General features: G+C 66.8%; 20 protein-coding genes. 11 read left to right on the top strand and 9 right to left on the bottom strand.

Annotated elements, in window-relative coordinates:
* Positions 1 to 25: 25 nt before the first annotated feature.
* From RSO01_RS25975 to RSO01_RS25945, 7 genes are all read right to left on the bottom strand, one after another.
* Positions 26 to 883 (bottom strand): ABC transporter ATP-binding protein, encoded by an 858-nt coding sequence (locus RSO01_RS25975; RefSeq protein WP_147152909.1) that lies wholly within the window; start codon positions 881 to 883, stop codon positions 26 to 28.
* Positions 883 to 1869, bottom strand: a complete 987-nt coding sequence (locus RSO01_RS25970) for an ABC transporter substrate-binding protein (RefSeq protein WP_147152907.1) — start codon at positions 1867 to 1869, stop codon at positions 883 to 885. Before RSO01_RS25970 ends, RSO01_RS25975 begins: the two co-directional genes overlap by 1 nt.
* Positions 1870 to 2011: 142 nt before the next feature.
* Positions 2012 to 2542: a GNAT family N-acetyltransferase gene (locus RSO01_RS25965; protein ID WP_147152906.1), complete on the bottom strand. Its 531-nt coding sequence runs from the start codon at positions 2540 to 2542 to the stop codon at positions 2012 to 2014.
* Positions 2539 to 2940: a GFA family protein gene (locus tag RSO01_RS25960; protein ID WP_218037459.1), complete on the bottom strand. Its 402-nt coding sequence runs from the start codon at positions 2938 to 2940 to the stop codon at positions 2539 to 2541. Before RSO01_RS25960 ends, RSO01_RS25965 begins: the two co-directional genes overlap by 4 nt.
* Positions 2940 to 3527, bottom strand: a complete 588-nt coding sequence (locus RSO01_RS25955) for a GNAT family N-acetyltransferase (protein ID WP_147152902.1) — start codon at positions 3525 to 3527, stop codon at positions 2940 to 2942. Before RSO01_RS25955 ends, RSO01_RS25960 begins: the two co-directional genes overlap by 1 nt.
* Before the next feature lie 41 nt (positions 3528 to 3568).
* Entirely contained in the window at positions 3569 to 4621 is a 1053-nt protein-coding gene (locus RSO01_RS25950; protein ID WP_170303361.1) for a class I SAM-dependent methyltransferase, read from the bottom strand.
* A 40-nt stretch (positions 4622 to 4661) separates the two neighbouring features.
* On the bottom strand, positions 4662 to 5033 hold the full coding sequence (locus tag RSO01_RS25945) for a VOC family protein (protein ID WP_147152898.1): 372 nt from the start codon (positions 5031 to 5033) through the stop codon (positions 4662 to 4664).
* Between the two features lie 95 nt (positions 5034 to 5128).
* On the opposite strand from RSO01_RS25945, the gene RSO01_RS25940 reads away from it, so the two are divergent.
* The gene (locus RSO01_RS25940; protein WP_147152896.1) at positions 5129 to 5677 is read left to right on the top strand and encodes a CGNR zinc finger domain-containing protein; all 549 of its coding nucleotides are present in this window, start codon (positions 5129 to 5131) and stop codon (positions 5675 to 5677) included.
* 9 nt (positions 5678 to 5686) lie between these two features.
* Here RSO01_RS25940 and RSO01_RS25935 read toward each other — a convergent pair whose 3' ends face one another.
* Both RSO01_RS25935 and RSO01_RS25930 read right to left on the bottom strand, forming a co-directional pair.
* Positions 5687 to 6547 (bottom strand): type 1 glutamine amidotransferase, encoded by an 861-nt coding sequence (locus tag RSO01_RS25935; protein ID WP_147152894.1) that lies wholly within the window; start codon positions 6545 to 6547, stop codon positions 5687 to 5689.
* A gap of 182 nt (positions 6548 to 6729) precedes the next feature.
* Entirely contained in the window at positions 6730 to 7026 is a 297-nt protein-coding gene (locus RSO01_RS25930) for an SCP2 sterol-binding domain-containing protein (RefSeq protein ID WP_147152892.1), read from the bottom strand.
* Between the two features lie 114 nt (positions 7027 to 7140).
* On the opposite strand from RSO01_RS25930, the gene RSO01_RS25925 reads away from it, so the two are divergent.
* The 10 genes from RSO01_RS25925 (at position 7141) to RSO01_RS25880 (ending at position 17728) form a co-directional block, all read left to right on the top strand.
* Positions 7141 to 8004, top strand: coding sequence for an SDR family oxidoreductase (locus RSO01_RS25925; protein WP_147152889.1), 864 nt, complete (start codon positions 7141 to 7143; stop codon positions 8002 to 8004).
* Positions 8005 to 8009: 5 nt separating this feature from the next.
* Complete coding sequence (locus RSO01_RS25920; protein WP_147152887.1) at positions 8010 to 9626, top strand: acyl-CoA carboxylase subunit beta; 1617 nt, start codon at positions 8010 to 8012, stop codon at positions 9624 to 9626.
* A 3-nt stretch (positions 9627 to 9629) separates the two neighbouring features.
* Positions 9630 to 10790: an acyl-CoA dehydrogenase family protein gene (locus RSO01_RS25915; protein WP_147152885.1), complete on the top strand. Its 1161-nt coding sequence runs from the start codon at positions 9630 to 9632 to the stop codon at positions 10788 to 10790.
* A gap of 10 nt (positions 10791 to 10800) precedes the next feature.
* A complete protein-coding gene (locus tag RSO01_RS25910; protein WP_147152884.1) occupies positions 10801 to 11964 on the top strand; it encodes an acyl-CoA dehydrogenase family protein in 1164 nt (387 codons plus the stop codon).
* A gap of 90 nt (positions 11965 to 12054) precedes the next feature.
* Positions 12055 to 12870, top strand: a complete 816-nt coding sequence (locus RSO01_RS25905; protein ID WP_147152882.1) for an enoyl-CoA hydratase/isomerase family protein — start codon at positions 12055 to 12057, stop codon at positions 12868 to 12870.
* Complete coding sequence (locus tag RSO01_RS25900; protein WP_147152880.1) at positions 12855 to 13328, top strand: cupin domain-containing protein; 474 nt, start codon at positions 12855 to 12857, stop codon at positions 13326 to 13328. Before RSO01_RS25905 ends, RSO01_RS25900 begins: the two co-directional genes overlap by 16 nt.
* A complete protein-coding gene (locus RSO01_RS25895; protein ID WP_147152879.1) occupies positions 13325 to 15196 on the top strand; it encodes an acetyl/propionyl/methylcrotonyl-CoA carboxylase subunit alpha in 1872 nt (623 codons plus the stop codon). Before RSO01_RS25900 ends, RSO01_RS25895 begins: the two co-directional genes overlap by 4 nt.
* Entirely contained in the window at positions 15180 to 15953 is a 774-nt protein-coding gene (locus tag RSO01_RS25890; protein WP_147152877.1) for an ABC transporter ATP-binding protein, read from the top strand. The genes RSO01_RS25895 and RSO01_RS25890 overlap by 17 nt, the downstream gene beginning before the upstream one ends.
* Positions 15946 to 16746, top strand: coding sequence for an ABC transporter permease (locus RSO01_RS25885; RefSeq protein ID WP_147152875.1), 801 nt, complete (start codon positions 15946 to 15948; stop codon positions 16744 to 16746). Before RSO01_RS25890 ends, RSO01_RS25885 begins: the two co-directional genes overlap by 8 nt.
* Before the next feature lie 13 nt (positions 16747 to 16759).
* Positions 16760 to 17728 carry a Bug family tripartite tricarboxylate transporter substrate binding protein gene (locus RSO01_RS25880; RefSeq protein WP_246158801.1) on the top strand — a complete coding sequence of 323 codons (969 nt, stop codon included), beginning with the start codon at positions 16760 to 16762 and terminating at the stop codon, positions 17726 to 17728.
* Positions 17729 to 17867 lie beyond the last annotated feature (139 nt).

The raw sequence follows: 17867 nt of genomic DNA, 5'->3' as shown, positions 1-17867 counted from the left end.
GGGGGTTACGCACGTCGATTCCCCGTCACCTAGCCTCTCCCCCTAGCGGGGGAGAGGAACCCTGAAGTGCCTTCAACGACTCACCGCGCAGGTAGGACCACAGCCTTGCCGTGACGGCACCGAAGTCGGGCCGCTCAGCGAGGCGCGAATCGCGGTCGCGCGGCCAGCCGGTCCCGACGATGTCGATGAAGCGGCCAGGCCTGGCCGCCATCACGCCGATGCGGTCGGACAGCAGGTTCGCCTCGTCCAGCGCATGGGTGATCAGCAGCACCGTGGCGCCGGTCTCGCGCCACAGGCGCAGCAGCTCATCGCCCATCAGCAGGCGGGTCTGCTGGTCGAGCGCGCCGAACGGCTCGTCGAGCAGGATCAGCCGCGGCTGCAAGACCAGCGTGCGGGCGATGCAGACGCGCTGCCGCATGCCGCCCGAGAGCTGGCTGGGATAGGCGCGGCGGAAATCCTTCAGCCCCATGAAGCCGACGGCGAAGTCGACGCGGCGGCGCGTCTCGGCCGCGTCCATGCCGGCGCGGCGCAGGCCGAAGGCGACGTTGTCCTCGACCGACAGCCAGGGAAAGCTCGCATCCTCCTGGAACACCACGCCGACGCCGTCCGGCACCTCGCCCAGCACGCGCTTGCCTTCGAACTCGACGGTGCCGGCCGACGGCACGGCGAGCCCCGCCAGCACGTCGAGCAGGGTGGACTTGCCGCAGCCCGACGGCCCGACGACGCTCAAAAACTCGCCCGCGCGCAGATCCAGCGACAGCGGTCCCAGCGCATGGACCTCGCCGTGGCCGGCGCGCGGCGGGTAGATGCGCGTCACGCCATCGAGACGCGCGTGGACCTTGTAGGTCTCGGCGACGGGAACGGAAGCGAGCCGGGTCGCCATCACTGCGTCTTCGCCGCCGGCTCGAAGCCCGGCTGGACGGCCGCCTTCCAGTCGATCGGAAGCTGCAGGGCGCCGACCGAGCCCAGCGCCTCGGCCATCGCCTCCATCAGCGGCTGCTTGAGCTCGCCACGGTTCCACCAGGTCGGGTTCATCTTGATGATGTTGTCCAGCGCGCTGGCGGCGACGTCGGGTGGCAAGTTGTAGGCCTTGGCCAGGATGGCAGCCGATTCCTTGGGATTGGCGTAGAGGAACTCGACACCCTTGCGGCGCGCCTCGATCACGGCCCGCAGCTTCTCGGGACGTTTGGCGATGGTCTCGTCAGTCGCGATGGCGACGGTCTGGGTGTAGGCCGGCAGCTTCTCGTCGAGCCACGGAATGACCTTGTACTTCACGCCGGCCTTCTCCTTCTGGGAGTAGATCGGCTCGGGGATGATCGCGACGTCGACCTTGTTGTGCTCGAGCGCCGTCAGGCCGGCGCCGAAATCGCCGATCGCGATCATCTTCACGTCGGCCACCGGGACGTTCCACGAATTCAGCGCTGCCAGCGTCACGCTTTCGCTCACCGACTTCGGCCGAGAGTAGACGAAGCGCTTGCCCTTGAGGTCGGCGGGCTTGTCGATCGCCTCGCCGACGCGGGTTACCCAGAAGCTGCTGCGACCGTCGGTGCCGCCGCTCAGGATCTTGATGTTGAAGCCTTCCTTGATGGCGCTGAGCGCGGCGGGCAGCGCCACTTCGGCGTAGAGCGTGTCGCCTGCCATCATGTTGCGCACCGAGGTGCCGCCGCCCTTGGAGGTCAGGATACCGGTGACGTCGACGCCGGCCTCCTTGAACCAGCCCTTCTCCAGAGCGATGGCATAAGGCACGCCGTAGAGCAGCGAGCCGTAGTGCGTGACGACGATGTCCTCGGCGCGGGCGGCCATCGACAGCGACGTCAGGCCGGCACAGGCGATCGCGCACGTACGTACAAAGGCCTTGAAAGCCTTCATTGTTCCCTCCCGGGCTATGGGGCCGCCGCGGGGAGCGCCGGCTCTTCTATTGTTATGACATTAGGACAATGAAAAATGGCGAGTCAAACCGGCGGAAGCGCCTGCTTTCGACCAGCAGAGTGAGAGCGCGGCGAGTTCCGGCCTACGGCGTCGCACCGCAGGCATCGGCCAAACGCGCGATGTCGCGCCAGACGATGCGGCTGTGCGCGACCTGGGCTCCATCGATCTCATCGAAGCCGCCTTCGACGATCTCGCCGCCCAGCCGGCGATAGAAGTCGATGGCGCGCACATTGTCGTCGAACACCCAGAGATAGGCGCCCGTCTCGCCACGCCCGGCGACACGGCGCATCGCCTTGCCCAGCAGGCGGCGGCCGAGGCCGCCGCTGCGTCGCTCGGGACGGACATGCAGATTGTCGATATAGGCGCCGAAGCCCGGATCACCCTGGGCCCAGACGGCGATGAAGCCGAGGTCACCCGCGATCAGCACCGTGTCGTCGGGCACCATGACGGCGAGCCTGCCGCTCCAGTGCACCCGCCGCTCGCCGTCGAGCGCCGAGCCGAGCGTGCTCTCCTTGAAGATGCCGCGATAGGCCGAACGCCAGCTTGCGGCATGCAGCGCCGCGATGGCGTCGGCATCGGCGACGGTCGCCGGCCGGATCGGCAGCTCGTTCACGGCTCGGTCGTTCGCGTCGTCGGGTACGCGGGCAGGCCGTCGGTGATCGTCACCCACGAAAGCTTGGAGCGTACGAAGGTGTGGTCCCTGGGCGCCGCCTGGTCGGGCTCGTCGAGGGAACAGGTTGTGACGTCGACGTCGGCGGCCGTGCGCGTCGACTGATAGGTGAGCGTGGTGCCGCAATCGGGACAGAACGACCGCGTGGCATGTTCCGACGATTTGAAGCGCTGCGGCTCGCCGGCCACGAACCGGATCGAGCCCGGCGGCACGCTGAACCAGGCGACCGACGGGGCGCCGGCGACATGCCGGCACATGGTGCAATGGCAGATCGTCTGCTTGGTGGGTTCGGCGTCGATCTCGTAGCGCACCGCGCGGCAGAAACATCCTCCTCTCAGCATCATCGCCTCCTCGGTCGTCGCAGCATGGGCGTGAACACCGGCGAACCGCCGACCTGGATGCGGGCGATCGCCTCGAAGCCGTGCCGCTCGTACAGCGGCACGTTCGCCAGGTTGGACGATTCGAGATAGGCCGGCACGCCGTCGCGGTCGCAGATGTCGGTCGCATGCTTCAGCAGCGCACCGCCGAGGCCCTTCCCTTGATGGGCCGGGTCGATGCCGATCAGCGGCAAGTACCAATGTGGCTCCTTGGGATGATGGCTCGCCATCTGCTGCATGAGCTTGGGCCCGTCGACCGCGGTCCCCGCATCGGCCGTCTCCTGCATCAAGGGACCCATCGCTTCCTCGTCCGGCCCCACGCCCGGCGGCAGCCAGAGCGCGGCGCCGACCAAGCCGATGCGATGGGCGGTGCCCTTGGCGAAGGCCGCACCGCCGAACGCCTTGGCGAAGCGCGGGAAGACCGCAATGAAGGTCTTGGGCTCGGGCCACGTCCAGCGCGTCGCCGGGTCGCTGCTGAAGGCCAGGGTCAGCACGGCGTAGACCGCAGCCTCTTCGTCCGCCGTTGCCGTCTGCACGCTCTCGGTCGTCATCGTCCCAAGATTGTGTGGGACGACGCGGGGCGCAAGCTTGGTCAGCGCGGCCGCACCGGATAAAAAGTCGGAGGCGCCTTGAGCTTGAGCGCGCCGTTGGTGAAGGCAATGGTGATCTCGACCCGCCGGTCGAGGCCGTCCCTGTCGGATATCCGGGATCGCACAGGCCGCGGCAGCGGCACCTTGACCGGTCCCGGGCCGGCGCGCAGCGGCAGCTCCGCCGTCTCGCTGAGCTCTTCGGCCGGTATGACGCCGAATGTGCGGACGATGGCCTGGACATGCAGGACCCCGTCGGCCGGCGCCGCCAGATCGAGCTCAATTCCCGCCACCTCTCCGCCGTCGACAGGCTGATTGCCGAAGCTGCGCGGCACACCGCCCACGAGGTAGTACGGCGGCGCCTGCAGCAGGAAGTTGAAGCAGTCGGGGAACGACGGCGTCGGACGGGCGAGTGGCCGGTTTGCGTCGACCTTGCCAACGACGCCTGCCACATCGATCCATTCAGGATGCCGTTCCAGGAACTGCGTGGTCGCGAAGCGCGGTCCGACCTGCTCGATATTGTCCAGGACGATGATGCCGTTCGGCCGCATCACCCGCGCCGAACATTCGAGATCGAAGGCGGCAAACTCGAGCTCATGGCTGCCGTCGATCAGCACGAAATCGTAGAAACCGCCGCCGGCAATGACCTGATCGAGATGGATGGCCGAAGACCGAGGGCGGTAGGTCACGCGCTCGCGCAGTTCGGGCAGGAACTCGGCGATCAGCGCCGGGCACCGGTCGGCGCCGTACGGATCCAGCGTCTCGACGTGCCCCCGCCCGGCTTCCCATACGGCTCGCGCCAGGACCTCGGTGGTTCCCGCATACATCGTTCCGATCTCGAGCAGGCGCTCAGGCCGCAGCATGACGATCAGATGGTGCATCAGCGCCCGGCCATTGTCGGCGAAGATCGAGCGCTCCGGATAGCCGGCATAGAACGCGGCGGCGCGCCGGAAGCAATCGGAGCGATACCACTCCAGCAGGCCGGCAGCCGAGATATCGAAACGCTCATCCTGACGATAAAGCGGCGCGAGCGGCCGCTGAGACCCAACGACATTCATGGGGCCGCATAGTGCACGGATCGCAGCGCCATGGAACTGCCTAGCTGCCGCAGTAGGCCTCGATCCGGTAGCCATCGGGATCGATGGCAAATGCGGCGTAATATTTCGGCCCGTAGTCGGCGCGCACGCCGGGCTTGCCATTGTCCGTGCCGCCGGCCTTGAGCGCCGCGGCATGGAAGGCATCGACCGCGGCGCGGTCCTTGGCGAAGAAACAGAAGTGCAGGCCGGACTCCATGTCGGCCTTGACCGGCTTCTTGGTGGCGCCGAGCCAGAGCTGCACGGCCTTCTCGCCGTAGCCCAGCGAGCTCTCGCCGTCGCTCAAAAGGCTGAAACCCAGCGGCTTCAGCGCGGCGTCATAGAACTTCTTCGAGCGGGCGATGTCGGCAACGCCGATCGAAACATGGTCGAACATCGTGTTCTCCTTCTGTATAACTCCTTAACTGGTTATATGGTTAAAACCGAGCGTGGCGCTTGTCAACCGGTCAACCGGTTATTAAGTCCGAGGGGATGAACCGCCCCGATCTCTGCCTGGAGTTCGTCAATACCCGCTATTGGCGCGGCCAGGAGACGCCGACCGAGACGCTGAACTCGGCCGAGGATCTCGGCGCCTGGACGGCGGCCAACGTCTCGAAGGAGGCGCGGCCGCTGGCCCGGCGCGAGTTCGAGCGGGCAATCGAGGCGCGCGAGACGATCTGGCGCGTGTTCGACGCCACGGCGCGCGGCAAGCCGCCGGCGGCGCCCGATCTCGAGGCGTTGAACGGCCTGCTGGCCGCCTCGCCCAACCGCACGACGCTGCGGCGCGAGCGCAGCGGCTTCTCGTGGGATGTCGACATGCGCGGCTCGACGGCGCTCGGCCAGCTGGCGCCCGTGCTGTGGTCGGCCGGCGATCTTCTGACCGGCAACAAGCTCGACAAGGTCAGGCGCTGCGCCAATCCCGAATGTGGCTGGCTGTTCCTCGACGACAGCCGCGCCGGCAAGCGGCGCTGGTGCTCGATGTCGGCCTGCGGCAACCGCGCCAAGGCGCGGCGGCACTATCACAAGAGCCGCGAAGCCTAGGCGGATCGCTCAGCGCCGTGCTGCCGCCGGCAATACCTCTGCCTGGAACCAGTTGCCGAACTCGGCGGTGCGCAGCTTGGGGTCCAGCACGTCGGAGTCGACGCCATAACGCCAGGCCAGGTCCTTGCGCGCCGGATCCCGGCTGAGGTCGCGGAAGTCGGCCACGATGCCGGCGACTTCTTCGCTCGACCGCGCGAGACCTTCGTTGAGATGACGCTCGACGCGCAGCGCGATGATGGCGGCGACGGCGGCGAAGTCGAACTCGGGATGGTACTGCACGCCCCAGAAGCTGCGCCCGCCTTCGCTGATCGAGGCGGCCTGCACGGCGCTGGTTTCGTTCGAGGCCAGGACCGTGGCGGCCGGCGGCAGCGTCGCCACCTCGTCCTCGTGGGTGCAGAGCGCGTCGAACGTCCGCTCCTTGCCGCGCAGCAGGGCATGGCTGCGGCCGGCCTCGGTCGGACGGATGCGGCGCGCCACGCCGATCTCGCGGCCGCGCGGATTGAGATGCACCGTGCCGCCCAGCGCCGCCGTCATGAGCTGGAGGCCCCAGCACGAGCCGAATGTCGGCACCGCAGCCTGCCAGATGGCGCGGGCCAGTTCGATCTGCTCGCGCACTGTCGGCTGATCGAGCCGATAGACATTGAACGGCGAGCCCGAGAGCCAGACGCCGTCGAAATCGCCGATCTGCACACCCTGCGGCAGGCCCTCGCCGTCGGCGACGTTCAGGGTGAAATGATCGAGCGTCTGGCCGTCCGGCACATGCAAGCCGATCGCTTCGACGAACAGGGCGTCGTATTTCCGGCTGCCCTCGGCGGCGACGCGCTGCAGCAGCGCATCTGGCGAGCAGTTGACGATCAGCAGGCGCGGCATCGGCTTCTCATGCGCCGACAGTATGCCAGCAGTGACAGCACACACCACGGATGGTGCGAGGATGCGGCCCTTACGGCACGAAAAAATTAGCTATAGCTTGCAGTCGCCGATAACCTTAGTTATCATCGCCTTGCTTGCCACTCCGAGCGCAGCGGTGCGCCCGGAAAGGCTGTCAGACGAAACTAGCGAAGGATGCTCTGCAGCTTCATGGCGACACCCATGTCGCCTTCGATCTTGAGCTTGCCGGTCATGAAGGCCGTCATGCCGTCGAGCTTGCCGCCGATCAGGTCGGAGAAGTCACTGAAGTCCATCCGGAGCGTGCAGTCGGCGGCCTTGTCGTCGTTGCTGACATCCGGCGGGTTCGCGTTGCCGTCGATGTAGACGACGCCCTGATCGGTTGCGAACTTAACGGTGTTGCCGAAGGAGGACTTCTTCGACGCGCCTTCCTTCATTTTCGCGGTGAGTTCGGCCAAGGTCATGACGTGTTCCTCCAGTCGGCAGTCCCATTCTGCTCGTTGGTGGGGCTTACTTGACCTTTACGTAAACGTCAAATAGAGGCCGATGAACGGCCATTCATCAGGTCGGGAGGAAACATGGCGTATCGCTCGGTCTTCAAGCCGGGGCTGTTTGAGGGCCAGATCATCGTCGTCACCGGCGGCGGCAGCGGCATTGGTCGCTGCACGGCGCACGAGATCGCGGCCCTCGGCGCGCATGTCGTGATCACGGGCCGCAAGCCCGACAAGCTCGCGACGGTGAAGCAGGAGATCGAAGCCTCCGGCGGCAGCTGTGAGACGTACGTCTTCGACATCCGCGAGGAAGTGCAGGTCAAGGAAGCGATCGGCGCGATCGTGCAAAAGAACGGCCGCATCGACGGCCTGTTCAATAATGCCGGCGGCCAGTTCCCCGCCCCCGCCGTCGCCATGAGCGCCAAAGGCTTCGACGTCGTGGTGCGCAACAACCTCACCGGCGGCTTCATCGTCAGCCGCGAGACCTTCACCCAGTCGATGGAAAAGCACGGCGGCTCGATCGTGAACATGGCTGCCGATTTCCGGAACGGCTTCCCCAACATGGCGCACACCGGCGCGGCGCGCGCCGGCATGGTGAACCTCACCATGACCCTGGCCCACGAATGGGCCTATGCCGGCGTGCGCGTGAATGCCGTGTCGCCGGGCTGGATCGCCTCGTCGGGCATGGACACCTACCAAGGTGAATTCAAGGAGCAGATTCCCAAGCTCAAAGGCTACTGCCCGCTGGGGCGGCTCGGCACGGAGAGCGAGGTCTCGGCCGCCGTCTGCTTCCTGCTGAGCGACGCCGCGGGCTACATCACGGGCACCGAGCTGCGCATCGACGGCGGCACGCCGCTCGGCAACCGCTCGATGGAGCTCAGGCCCGCCGAGCGCCTCAACGAGTTCAACGGCTTCCACCTTGCGGTGAGGCCCAAAGTGCTGGGCGGCTGACCAAGATGCCGATCATCGAAAGCCAGGTCGACCGCAACGGCGACGATTACAAGAAGAACCGCGAGAAAATGCTCGCCGCCATCGCCGAGTTCCGCGCTGCCGAGGCGAGCGTGCAGGCCGCATCGGAGAAGGCGCGCGCCCGCTTCGCCAAGCGCAAGCAGCTGATGCCGCGCGAGCGCATCGCGTTGCTGCTCGACCGCGGCGCGCCGTTCCTCGAGCTGATGCCGCTTGCGGGCTACCGCATGCACGACGACAAGGACGGATCGAGCGCCGGCGGCGGCTCGGTCGCGGGTATCGGCTATGTCGAAGGCGTGCGCTGCGTCGTGACCGCCTCCAACTCTGCCATCAAGGGCGGTACGGTCGCTCCGTCAGGCCAGCGCAAGGGCCAGCGCGTGCAGCAGGTCGTGATGGAGAACAAGCTGCCGGTCGTCAACCTGGTCGAATCGGGCGGTGCCAATCTCCTCTATCAGGCCGAGATCTTCGTGCCGGGTGGCCGCGGCTTCGCCAACCAGGCCAGGATGTCGGCGCGCGGCATCCCGCAGGTCACGGTGGTCCATGGCTCGTCGACCGCGGGTGGCGCCTATCTGCCCGGCCTTAGCGACTACGTCATCATGGTGCGCAACCAGGCCAAGGTCTTTCTGGCCGGCCCGCCGCTGTTGAAGGCCGCGACGGGCGAGATCGCCACCGACGAGGAGTTGGGCGGAGCGGAGATGCATGCCACCGTGTCGGGCGTCGCCGAATGGATGGCCGAGAACGACGCCGACGGCATCCGCATGGCGCGCGAGGTGATCGCCAAGTGGCACTGGAACGACAAGCTGCCGCCCAGCACGCCGAGAGCCTTCAAGGAGCCGCTGTACGACATCGACGAGCTTTGCGGGATCGTCCCGCCCTCGCACAAGGATCCCTACGACGTGCGCGAAGTGATCGCCCGCCTGGTCGACGGCTCGGACTTCCTCGAGTTCAAGGGCCTCTACGACCAGCAGACGATCTGCGGCTGGGCCGAGATCGAGGGCGAGCCCGTCGCCTTCATCGGCAATAACGGCCCCATCACCGCCAAGGGCTCGGTCAAGGCCGCGCAGTTCATCCAGCTCTGCTGCCAGCAGGGCACGCCCATCGTCTACCTGCAGAACACCACAGGCTACATGGTGGGCACCGAGGCCGAGCGCGGCGGCATCGTCAAACATGGCTCGAAGATGATCCAGGCGGTGGCCAACGCAACCGTGCCGCAGATCACCATCGTGATCGGCGGCAGCTTCGGCGCCGGCAACTACGGCATGTGCGGCCGCGCCTATGATCCGCGCTTCATCTTCGCCTGGCCCAACAGCCGCACCGCCGTCATGGGCGGCGAGCAGGCTGCGGGCGTGATGAAGACCGTGACCGAGCAGAAATTCCTGCGCGAGGGCAAGGAGCCGCCGCACGCTGAGATCGACAAGATGTACAAGGGTATCGTCGACCAGTTCGACCGCGAATCGACGGCGCTGTACGGCACCGCCCATCTGTGGGACGACGGCATCATCGATCCGCGCGACACGCGGCGCATCCTCGCCTTCACCTTGTCCATTGCCCGCGAATCGATCGTGCGGCCGCTCAATCCCATCACCTTCGGCGTCGCAAGGATGTAAGCGATGAAATTCACGCCCGAACACGAGGCCTTGCGCCAGACCTGGAAGACGCTGATCGATCGCGAGATCAATCCCAACGTCGACGAATGGGAGAAGGAAGGCGCCTTCCCCGCCCACGAGCTGTTCAAGAAGATGGGGGATGCCGGCCTTCTGGGCGTCGACAAGCCCGTTGAGTACGGCGGCTCGGGCCTCGACTTCTCCTACGCCATGATCTGCTCGGAATCGCTCGGCCTGGTGAATGGCGGCTCGATCCCCATGGCGACCGGCGTGCAGATCTCCATGGCGACGCCTGCCCTCGCCCGCTACGGCAGCGACGAACTGCGCCAGGAATTCCTGGCGCCGTCGATCAGTGGCGACTACGTCGCCTGCCTCGGCGTGTCGGAGACCGGCGCGGGGTCGGACGTCGCCTCGATCAAGACCACGGCGCGCCGCGTCGGCGGCGACTGGGTGATCAACGGCGGCAAGATGTGGACCACCAACGGCGCGCAGGCCGACTGGATGTGCCTTTTGGCCAATACCGGCGACGGCCAGGTCCACAAGAACAAGTCGTTGATCGTGGTGCCGATGGCGACCAAGGGCGTCCAGATCGTGAAGAAGCTCGACAAGCTCGGCATGCGCGCCTCGGACACCGTTCAGACCTTCTTCGACGAGGTGAAGGTGCCGGTGCGCTACACGATCGGCGAGCCGGGCTCGGGCTTCATCTACCAGATGCAGCAGTTCCAGGAGGAGCGGCTGTGGGCCGGTGCCGGCACCTTGATGGGCTGCGACCGCATCATCAACGCCACCATCGAATACACGCGCGAGCGCAAGGTGTTTGGACGGCCATTGCTCGACAACCAGGTGATCCATTTCCGCCTGGCCGAGCTCAAGAGCGAGGTCGAGGCGCTGCGTTCCCTGGTCTATCGGGCCTGCGAGGAATATCTCGCCGGCACCGACGTCACCATGCTGGCCTCGATGGCCAAGCTGAAGGCCGGCCGCCTGCGCCGCGAGGTCTCCGATGCCTGCCTGCAGTACTGGGGCGGCGCGGGTTACCTCTGGGACAATCCCGTGGCGCGCAGCTACCGCGACGGCCGGCTCGGCTCGATCGGCGGCGGCGCCGACGAGGTCATGCTGCAGATCATCTCCAAGCTGATGGGCACGCTGCCCCGTCTGGGCAATCGTTAGGAGACGGCCCGTGCAATTCACCCCCGAACACACCGAGATCCGCCGCACGCTGCGTGCCATCATCGACAAGGACATCAATCCGCATGTCGACAAGTGGGAGGAGGACGGCCTCTTCCCCGCCCACGAGGTCTTCAAGAAGCTGGGCGATGCCGGACTCTTGGGCATCAACAAGCCGACGGAATACGGCGGCATGGGGCTCGACTATTCCTACGCCATGGTGATGGCCGAGGAGCTCGGCCATATCAATTGCGGTTCCGTGCCCATGGCGATCGGCGTGCAGACCGACATGGCCACCCCCGCCCTCGCCCGCTACGGCAACGACGACCTGCGCAAGGAATTCTTGGCGCCGTCGATCGCCGGCGACTATGTCGCCTGCCTCGGCGTCTCCGAGGTCGGCGCCGGTTCCGACGTCGCCTCGCTCAAGACCACGGCCAAGCGGGTCGGCGGCGACTGGATCATCAACGGCGGCAAGATGTGGACGACTAACGGCACGCAGGCCGACTGGATGTGCCTGCTGGCCAACACCGGCGAGGGGCCCGTTCACAAGAACAAGTCGCTGATCGTGGTCCCGATGAAGACCAAGGGCGTCCAGGTCGTGAAGAAGCTCGACAAGCTCGGCATGCGCTCGTCAGACACCGCTCAGATCTTCTTCGATGAGGTGAAGGTGCCGGTGAAGAACACCATCGGCCAGGAAGGCATGGGTTTCGTCTACCAGATGCAGCAGTTCCAGGAGGAGCGCCTGTGGGGCGCGATCTCCGCCGTGGTCGGCATGGAGCGCCTGATCGACCAGACGGTAGAATACACCCGCGAGCGCAAGGTGTTCGGCCGGCCCCTGCTCGACAACCAGGTGATCCATTTCAAGCTCGCCGAGTTCCGCACCGAGGTCGAACTGGTGCGCTCACTCTGCTATCGCGCCTGCGAGGAGTATCTCGACGGCACCGACGTCACCATGCTGGCCTCGATGGCCAAGCTGAAGGCCGGTCGCATGCTGCGCCTGGTGACCGACGGCTGCCTGCAATACTGGGGAGGCGCGGGCTACCTCTGGGAATCGCCCACCGCCCGCTCGTTCCGCGATTCGCGGCTGGCCTCGATCGGCGGCGGCGCCGACGAGGTCATGCTGCAGATCATTTCCAAGCTCATGGGTACGCTGCCGCGTCTGGAGAACCGATCATGATTCTTCTGGACCGCGCGCGTCTCGCGCGCCTCATGAGCGCGCGAGACGCGCGCGGTCCGGAAGAGCCTGAGGCCGTTCAGGGAGTTCGCAATGTCTGAATTCGCGTCCAAGTACGAGACCCTGCTGCTGCGTCGCGAGCGCTCGCGCCTGTACGTCACGCTGAACCGGCCCGAGGTCAAGAACGCGCTCAACCCGACCTTGATTGGCGAGCTGCGCGCCGTGTTCGGCATCCTGCGCGACCGCCGCGACATCAAGGTCGTGATCCTGCGCGGCGCCGGTGGCACCTTCTGCGCCGGCGCCGACCTCAAGAACATGGAGCAAAGCATCACGGAGAGGCGGCCGGGCGAACGCGATCCGATCGCGCTCAACAACCGTGAATACGGCACCTTCCTCGAGATGGTGAACACCACGCCGCAGGTCGTGGTCGCGGCCGTCGAAGGCTACGCCATCGCCGGCGGCTTCGGCCTGCTCTGCGTCTCCGACGTGGCGATCTGCACCGAGGATGCGGGCTTCGCCATGAGCGAGACGGCGATCGGCATCGTGCCGGCCCAGATCGCGCCCTTCGTCGCCGCCCGCATCGGCGTGCCGCAGACGCGCCATCTCGCGCTGACGGCGGCGCGCTTCAAGGGACCGGAGGCGCAGCGCCTCGGCATCGCCCATCATCTGGTGAAGGATTCGGCGGCGCTCGACGCCAAACTGGAAGAGATCTTGAAACAGATCGATCGATGCGCACCTCTGGCCAATGCGCTGACGAAGGCCGTGGTGATGAAGGTCGGCAGTGAGCCGCTGTCCTCGGTGCTCGATTTCGCCGCCGACCGATTCGCCGAGGCCCGTCGCAGTCCCGAGGCCGCCGAAGGCCTGCGCGCCTTCGCCGAGAAGAGGCAACCGAAATGGGTGACCGAGTGATCGCTACCCGCGCGCTCGACCTCCCTGCCCGCACCGGCTCGGACTATCCGGCGCCGCACAATGCGCCCTGTCTCGAACGCGTTCGCCGCGCGCTGGGCGACGCCTTCGGGCTCTCGCAGTTCGGCGTCAACCTGCTCGACCTGCCGCCCGGCACGTGGTCGTCGCAGCGGCACTGGCACGAGCGGCAGGACGAGTTCGTCTACGTGCTCGAAGGCGAGGTCGTTCTGGTAACCGACGAGGGCGAAACCGTGCTGACGCCGGGCATGACGGCAGGTTTCCGCGCCGGCTCGGGCAATGGCCATCACCTCGTCAATCGCTCGGACCGGACCGCGCGCGTGCTCGAAGTCGGCACCCGCACCGTCGAGGAGGTCGCGACCTATTCCGACATCGACATGATGGTGCGCGAAGATGCCAGCGGCTGGGGCTATTTCACCAAGGACGGACGGCCGCTGAAATGAGCTTTGCCAAAGTCCTGGTCGCCAATCGCGGCGAGATCGCCTGGCGCGTCATGCGCACCGCCAGGGCGATGGGGTGTCGCACCGTCGCGGTCTATTCCGATGCCGACAAGGAGGCGCCGCACGTCTCCTATGCCGACGAGGCCGTGCACATCGGTCCGTCGCCGGTCGGCGAGAGCTATCTCAGCATCGACCGCATCCTGGAGGCCGCGCACAAGTCGGGCGCCGATGCGGTCCATCCCGGCTACGGCTTCCTGTCGGAGAACGAGACGTTTGCGGCGGCTTGCGAGAAGGCCGGCCTGGTCTTCATCGGCCCGCCGCCGGCCGCTATCGCCGCCATGGGCAACAAGGCCGCCGCCAAGCGGCGCATGATCGATGCAGGTGTGCCCTGCGTGCCGGGTTACCAAGGCGCCGACCAGAGCGACGCCAACCTCGAGAAGGAAGCGCGCAAGATCGGCCTGCCGGTGATGGTCAAGGCGGCAGCGGGCGGCGGCGGCCGCGGCATGCGCCTGGTCGAGCGCGACGCCGATCTTTTGGAGGCGATCCGCACGGCGCGCACCGAGGCCAAGAGCGCCTTCGCCTCGGGCGAACTCATACTCGAGAAGGCCGTGGTCGACGCGCGCCACGTCGAAATCCAGGTCTTCGCCGACGGCCACGGCAACGTCATCCATCTCGGCGAGCGCGACTGCTCGGTGCAGCGCCGCCACCAAAAGGTGATCGAGGAAGCGCCCTCGCCAGCCGTCGACATCGGCCTGCGCGGCCGCATGGGCGCAGCGGCCGTCGCTGCGGCCCGCGCCATCGGCTATCGCGGCGCGGGGACGGTGGAGTTCCTGCTGGGCGCCGACGACGCGTTCTACTTCCTGGAGATGAACACCCGACTGCAGGTCGAGCATCCGGTGACCGAGGCGATCACCGGACAGGATCTGGTGGCCTGGCAGTTCAAGGTCGCGGCCGGCGAGAAGCTGCCGCTCGGTCAGAAGGAACTGGCGTTCGCGGGCCATGCCATAGAGGTCCGGCTTTATGCCGAGGATGCCTATGCCGGCTTCCTGCCGCAGACGGGGCGCATCGACGTCTGGCGCCCGGCCGACGGAGCGGGAGTGCGCATCGACCACGGCATGAAGGAGGGGCTGGCGATCTCGCCCTTCTACGATCCCATGATCGCCAAGGTGATTGCCCACGGCGCCACACGCGAGGAGGCGCGCACGCGGCTGGTGCGGGCGCTGCGCGAGACCGTCGTGCTCGGCCCGATCACCAACCGGCATTTCCTGATTTGCCTGCTGGAGCATCCGGAGTTCGCCGCTGGCAAGGCGACGACAGCGTTCCTCACCAAGCACGCGTTCGCTGCACCCGCGGTCAGCGATGCCCACTGGCAGCTCGCCGCCGACCTCCTGTGGCGGCAGTCGGCCGCACGTTATCCAGAGACGCTGCGCGGCTGGCGCAACTCCAATCCCGAGCCGACGCCAATCCGGCTGGCGGTCGGCGACACGGAGCGCCTGCTCCAGGCGCCTGCCGCCGGCGGCGTCGAGGAGCACGGAGCGTTCCACATCGACGGCGACGACATCGTCGTCGACCTTGACGCCTTCACCGTCCGCTTCACAGACCGCACCTACGCGCCGCCGGCCGCCGCGGCGGCCGGTAGCGACGGCAAGCTGCGGGCGCCGATGGACGGCAAGATCGTCGCCATCAACGTTGCGGCCGGCGACAGTGTCAGCAAGGGCCAGACGCTGATCGTGCTGGAGGCCATGAAGATCCAGCACCAGCTCAAGGCCGCGCTCGACGCCAAGGTCGAATCGGTGGCGGTCAAGGAAGGCCAGCAGGTGTCCAATCGGACGGTCCTCGTGACGATGGCGGCCGATGCCGCTGCACATTGAGAAGGTTTCACACAGCTACGGCACCGTCGAAGCACTGGCGGATATCGAGCTCGACATCGCCGATGGCGAGACCGTCGCGCTGATCGGCCCATCCGGCTGTGGCAAGTCGACCTTGCTCGGCATCGTCGGCGGCCTGCTCGAGCCCACGGCCGGCCGCGTCACCTTCTCAGGGCAGATGCCCAGCGATTCGCTCAACCCCTTCACCTACATCTTCCAGGATTTCGCCCTGCTGCCTTGGCGCAGCGTCGCCGACAATGTCGGTCTCGCCCTCGAACATCGCGCCTTGTCCGCCGCCGAGCGACGCGAGCGCATCGCCGCGGCATTGGCGCTGACCGGCCTCACCGAGTTCGCCGCGGCCTATCCCAAACAGCTTTCGGGCGGCATGCGCCAGCGCGTCGGCATCGCCCGCGCCCTGGTCGTGCGGCCGGCGGTGCTGCTGCTCGACGAACCCTTGTCGGCCCTCGACGCCCAGACGCGCGAGCTGCTGATGGAGGACCTTCTGGCCATCTGGGCCCGCGAGAAGAGCACGCGCGTCTACGTCACCCACAATCTCGAGGAAGCGGCCCGCCTCGCCGACCGCGTCGTCGTCCTGTCGCGTCGCCCCGGCCGCATACGCGAGGTGATCGCAATCGACGTGCCGGTGGCCGAGCGCGGCCAAGCCAGGCATGCGACCCTGCTTGTCGAGGTGCACAAGAAACTATGGTCGCTGATTCGCGACGAGGTCGTCACCGCCGACCGCGAGATGCAGCATGTCTGACCAGCGGTCTGACCGCCAACCCGTTCCCTTCCGCGGCGGCGGCTTCAATCCCATGCCGCGCCGCCTGCTGCCCTGGCTGGTGTTCTTCCTGCTGATCGCGGCCTGGCAGGCCGCATCGAGCGCGGGCCTGCTGCCGGCGCTGTTCATGCCGAGCCCGGCTGCCATCGTGAACGCCCTGGTCGAGCTATGGCTGAACGGCACCCTGGTCGAGCACGTTACGGCGTCGCTGAAGCGCATCATCCCCGGCTGGATCATCGGCACGGGCGCGGGTCTCGCGGTCGGACTCGCCATGGGCATTTTCTCCGCCACGCGCGCGGCCGGTCTGCCGATCGTGTCGGCGCTGTTTCCCATTCCCAAGATCGCCCTGCTGCCGCTCCTGATCCTGTGGTTCGGCATCGGCGAGCCGTCCAAGGTCGCGACCATCGCGCTCGGCGTGTTCTTCCCGACGGTGATCTCGGCCTACAGCGCCTGCGATTCGGTTCCGCGTAACCTGATACGCATGGCGCAGAGTTTCGGCCTACCGGCCACCGACATCGTCGCCAAGATCATCGTGCCCGGGTCGATGCCCGGCATCCTGGCGGGCTTCCGCATCTCCGCCTCGGTGGCGCTGCTGCTGGTGGTGGCGGCCGAGATGATCGGCGCGCAGTACGGCATCGGCGCCTTCGTGCTGCAGGCCGGCAACCTGATGCAGACCGACCAGCTCATGGCCGGCGTGGTCATGCTGTCGGTGCTGGGCCTGCTGATCGCCTGGGGACTTGGCATCGTGGAACGTTCCGTGCTCCGCTGGCGCTAGGGAGGAGCCAACAATGCTGCGCAGACAACTGCTTGCCGCCACTCTTGTAATGGCGGCGGCGCCGGCCTTCGGCCAGGCCTATCCGAACAAGCCGATCACCATGATCGTACCCTTCGCCGCCGGCGGCCCGACCGACCTGATCGCCCGCATCGTCGGCGAGCGCATGGGCAAGGAGCTCGGCCAGCAATTCATCATCGAGAACGTCACGGGCGCGGCCGGCACCATCGCCATGGCCAAGCTCGCGCGCTCGGCGCCCGACGGCTACACGATCGGCATCGGCCATGTCGGCACCAACGTCGCCAACGCCGTGATCTACACCAAGCTCGGCTTCGACCTTTTGGGCGACCTCGAGCCGATCGCCCGCCTGCCGGCCAACGGCATGCTGGTCGTGTCGTCCAACAACGTGCCGGCCAAGTCCCTGAAGGAGCTCGTCGAATACCTGAAGGCCAACCCCGACAAGGTGTCGGGCGGCACCGCGGGAATCGGCTCGGGCGCGCATCTCGGCGCGCTCGCCTTCAACAAGGCGACCGGCGTCAGCTACCAGCTGGTGCCCTACCGCGGCACCGGCCCCGCCATGCAGGACCTGCTCGCCAATCAGATCCAGGTGATGGTCGACCAATCGGCGAATTCCCTGCCGCAGGTCCAGGCCGGCAAGATCCGCGCCTATGCCGTGACCTCGGCCAAGCGTTCGCCCGCCATGCCCGACATTCCGACCGCGGCCGAAGCGGGCTATCCGATGGAAGTGTCGATCTGGAACGGCCTGTGGGCGCCGAAAGGCACGCCCAAGGACATCATCGACAAGCTGAACGCCGCGGCCGTCACCGCGCTCGCCGACCCCGCCGTGCGCAAGCGCATGGACGAGCTCGGCCTCGACACGCCGACGCCCGAGCAGATGAAGCCTGCGGCCTTCGCCGCCTTTCAGAAGGCCGAGCTCGCTTACTGGAAGCCGATCCTCGAAGCCGCCGGCGTCAAGGCCGAGTGAGATGGCAGCTCTGCGCAGTGAGGGTTGTGTCACTGACCTCGACTGCCATCTTGACCTTAGTTCTTGACTTTTATGAACTTAAGTTATAATATCGGAGCGTTGCGTCGCTTCCCGCACGCTCCCGCTCTATGCATCGTTC

This window comes from Reyranella soli, from assembly GCF_007992495.1.
In the GTDB taxonomy this organism is placed as follows: domain Bacteria; phylum Pseudomonadota; class Alphaproteobacteria; order Reyranellales; family Reyranellaceae; genus Reyranella; species Reyranella soli.
The sequence above is the reverse complement of the archived record's forward strand: the minus strand, read 5'-3'. Positions and strand labels throughout refer to the sequence as shown.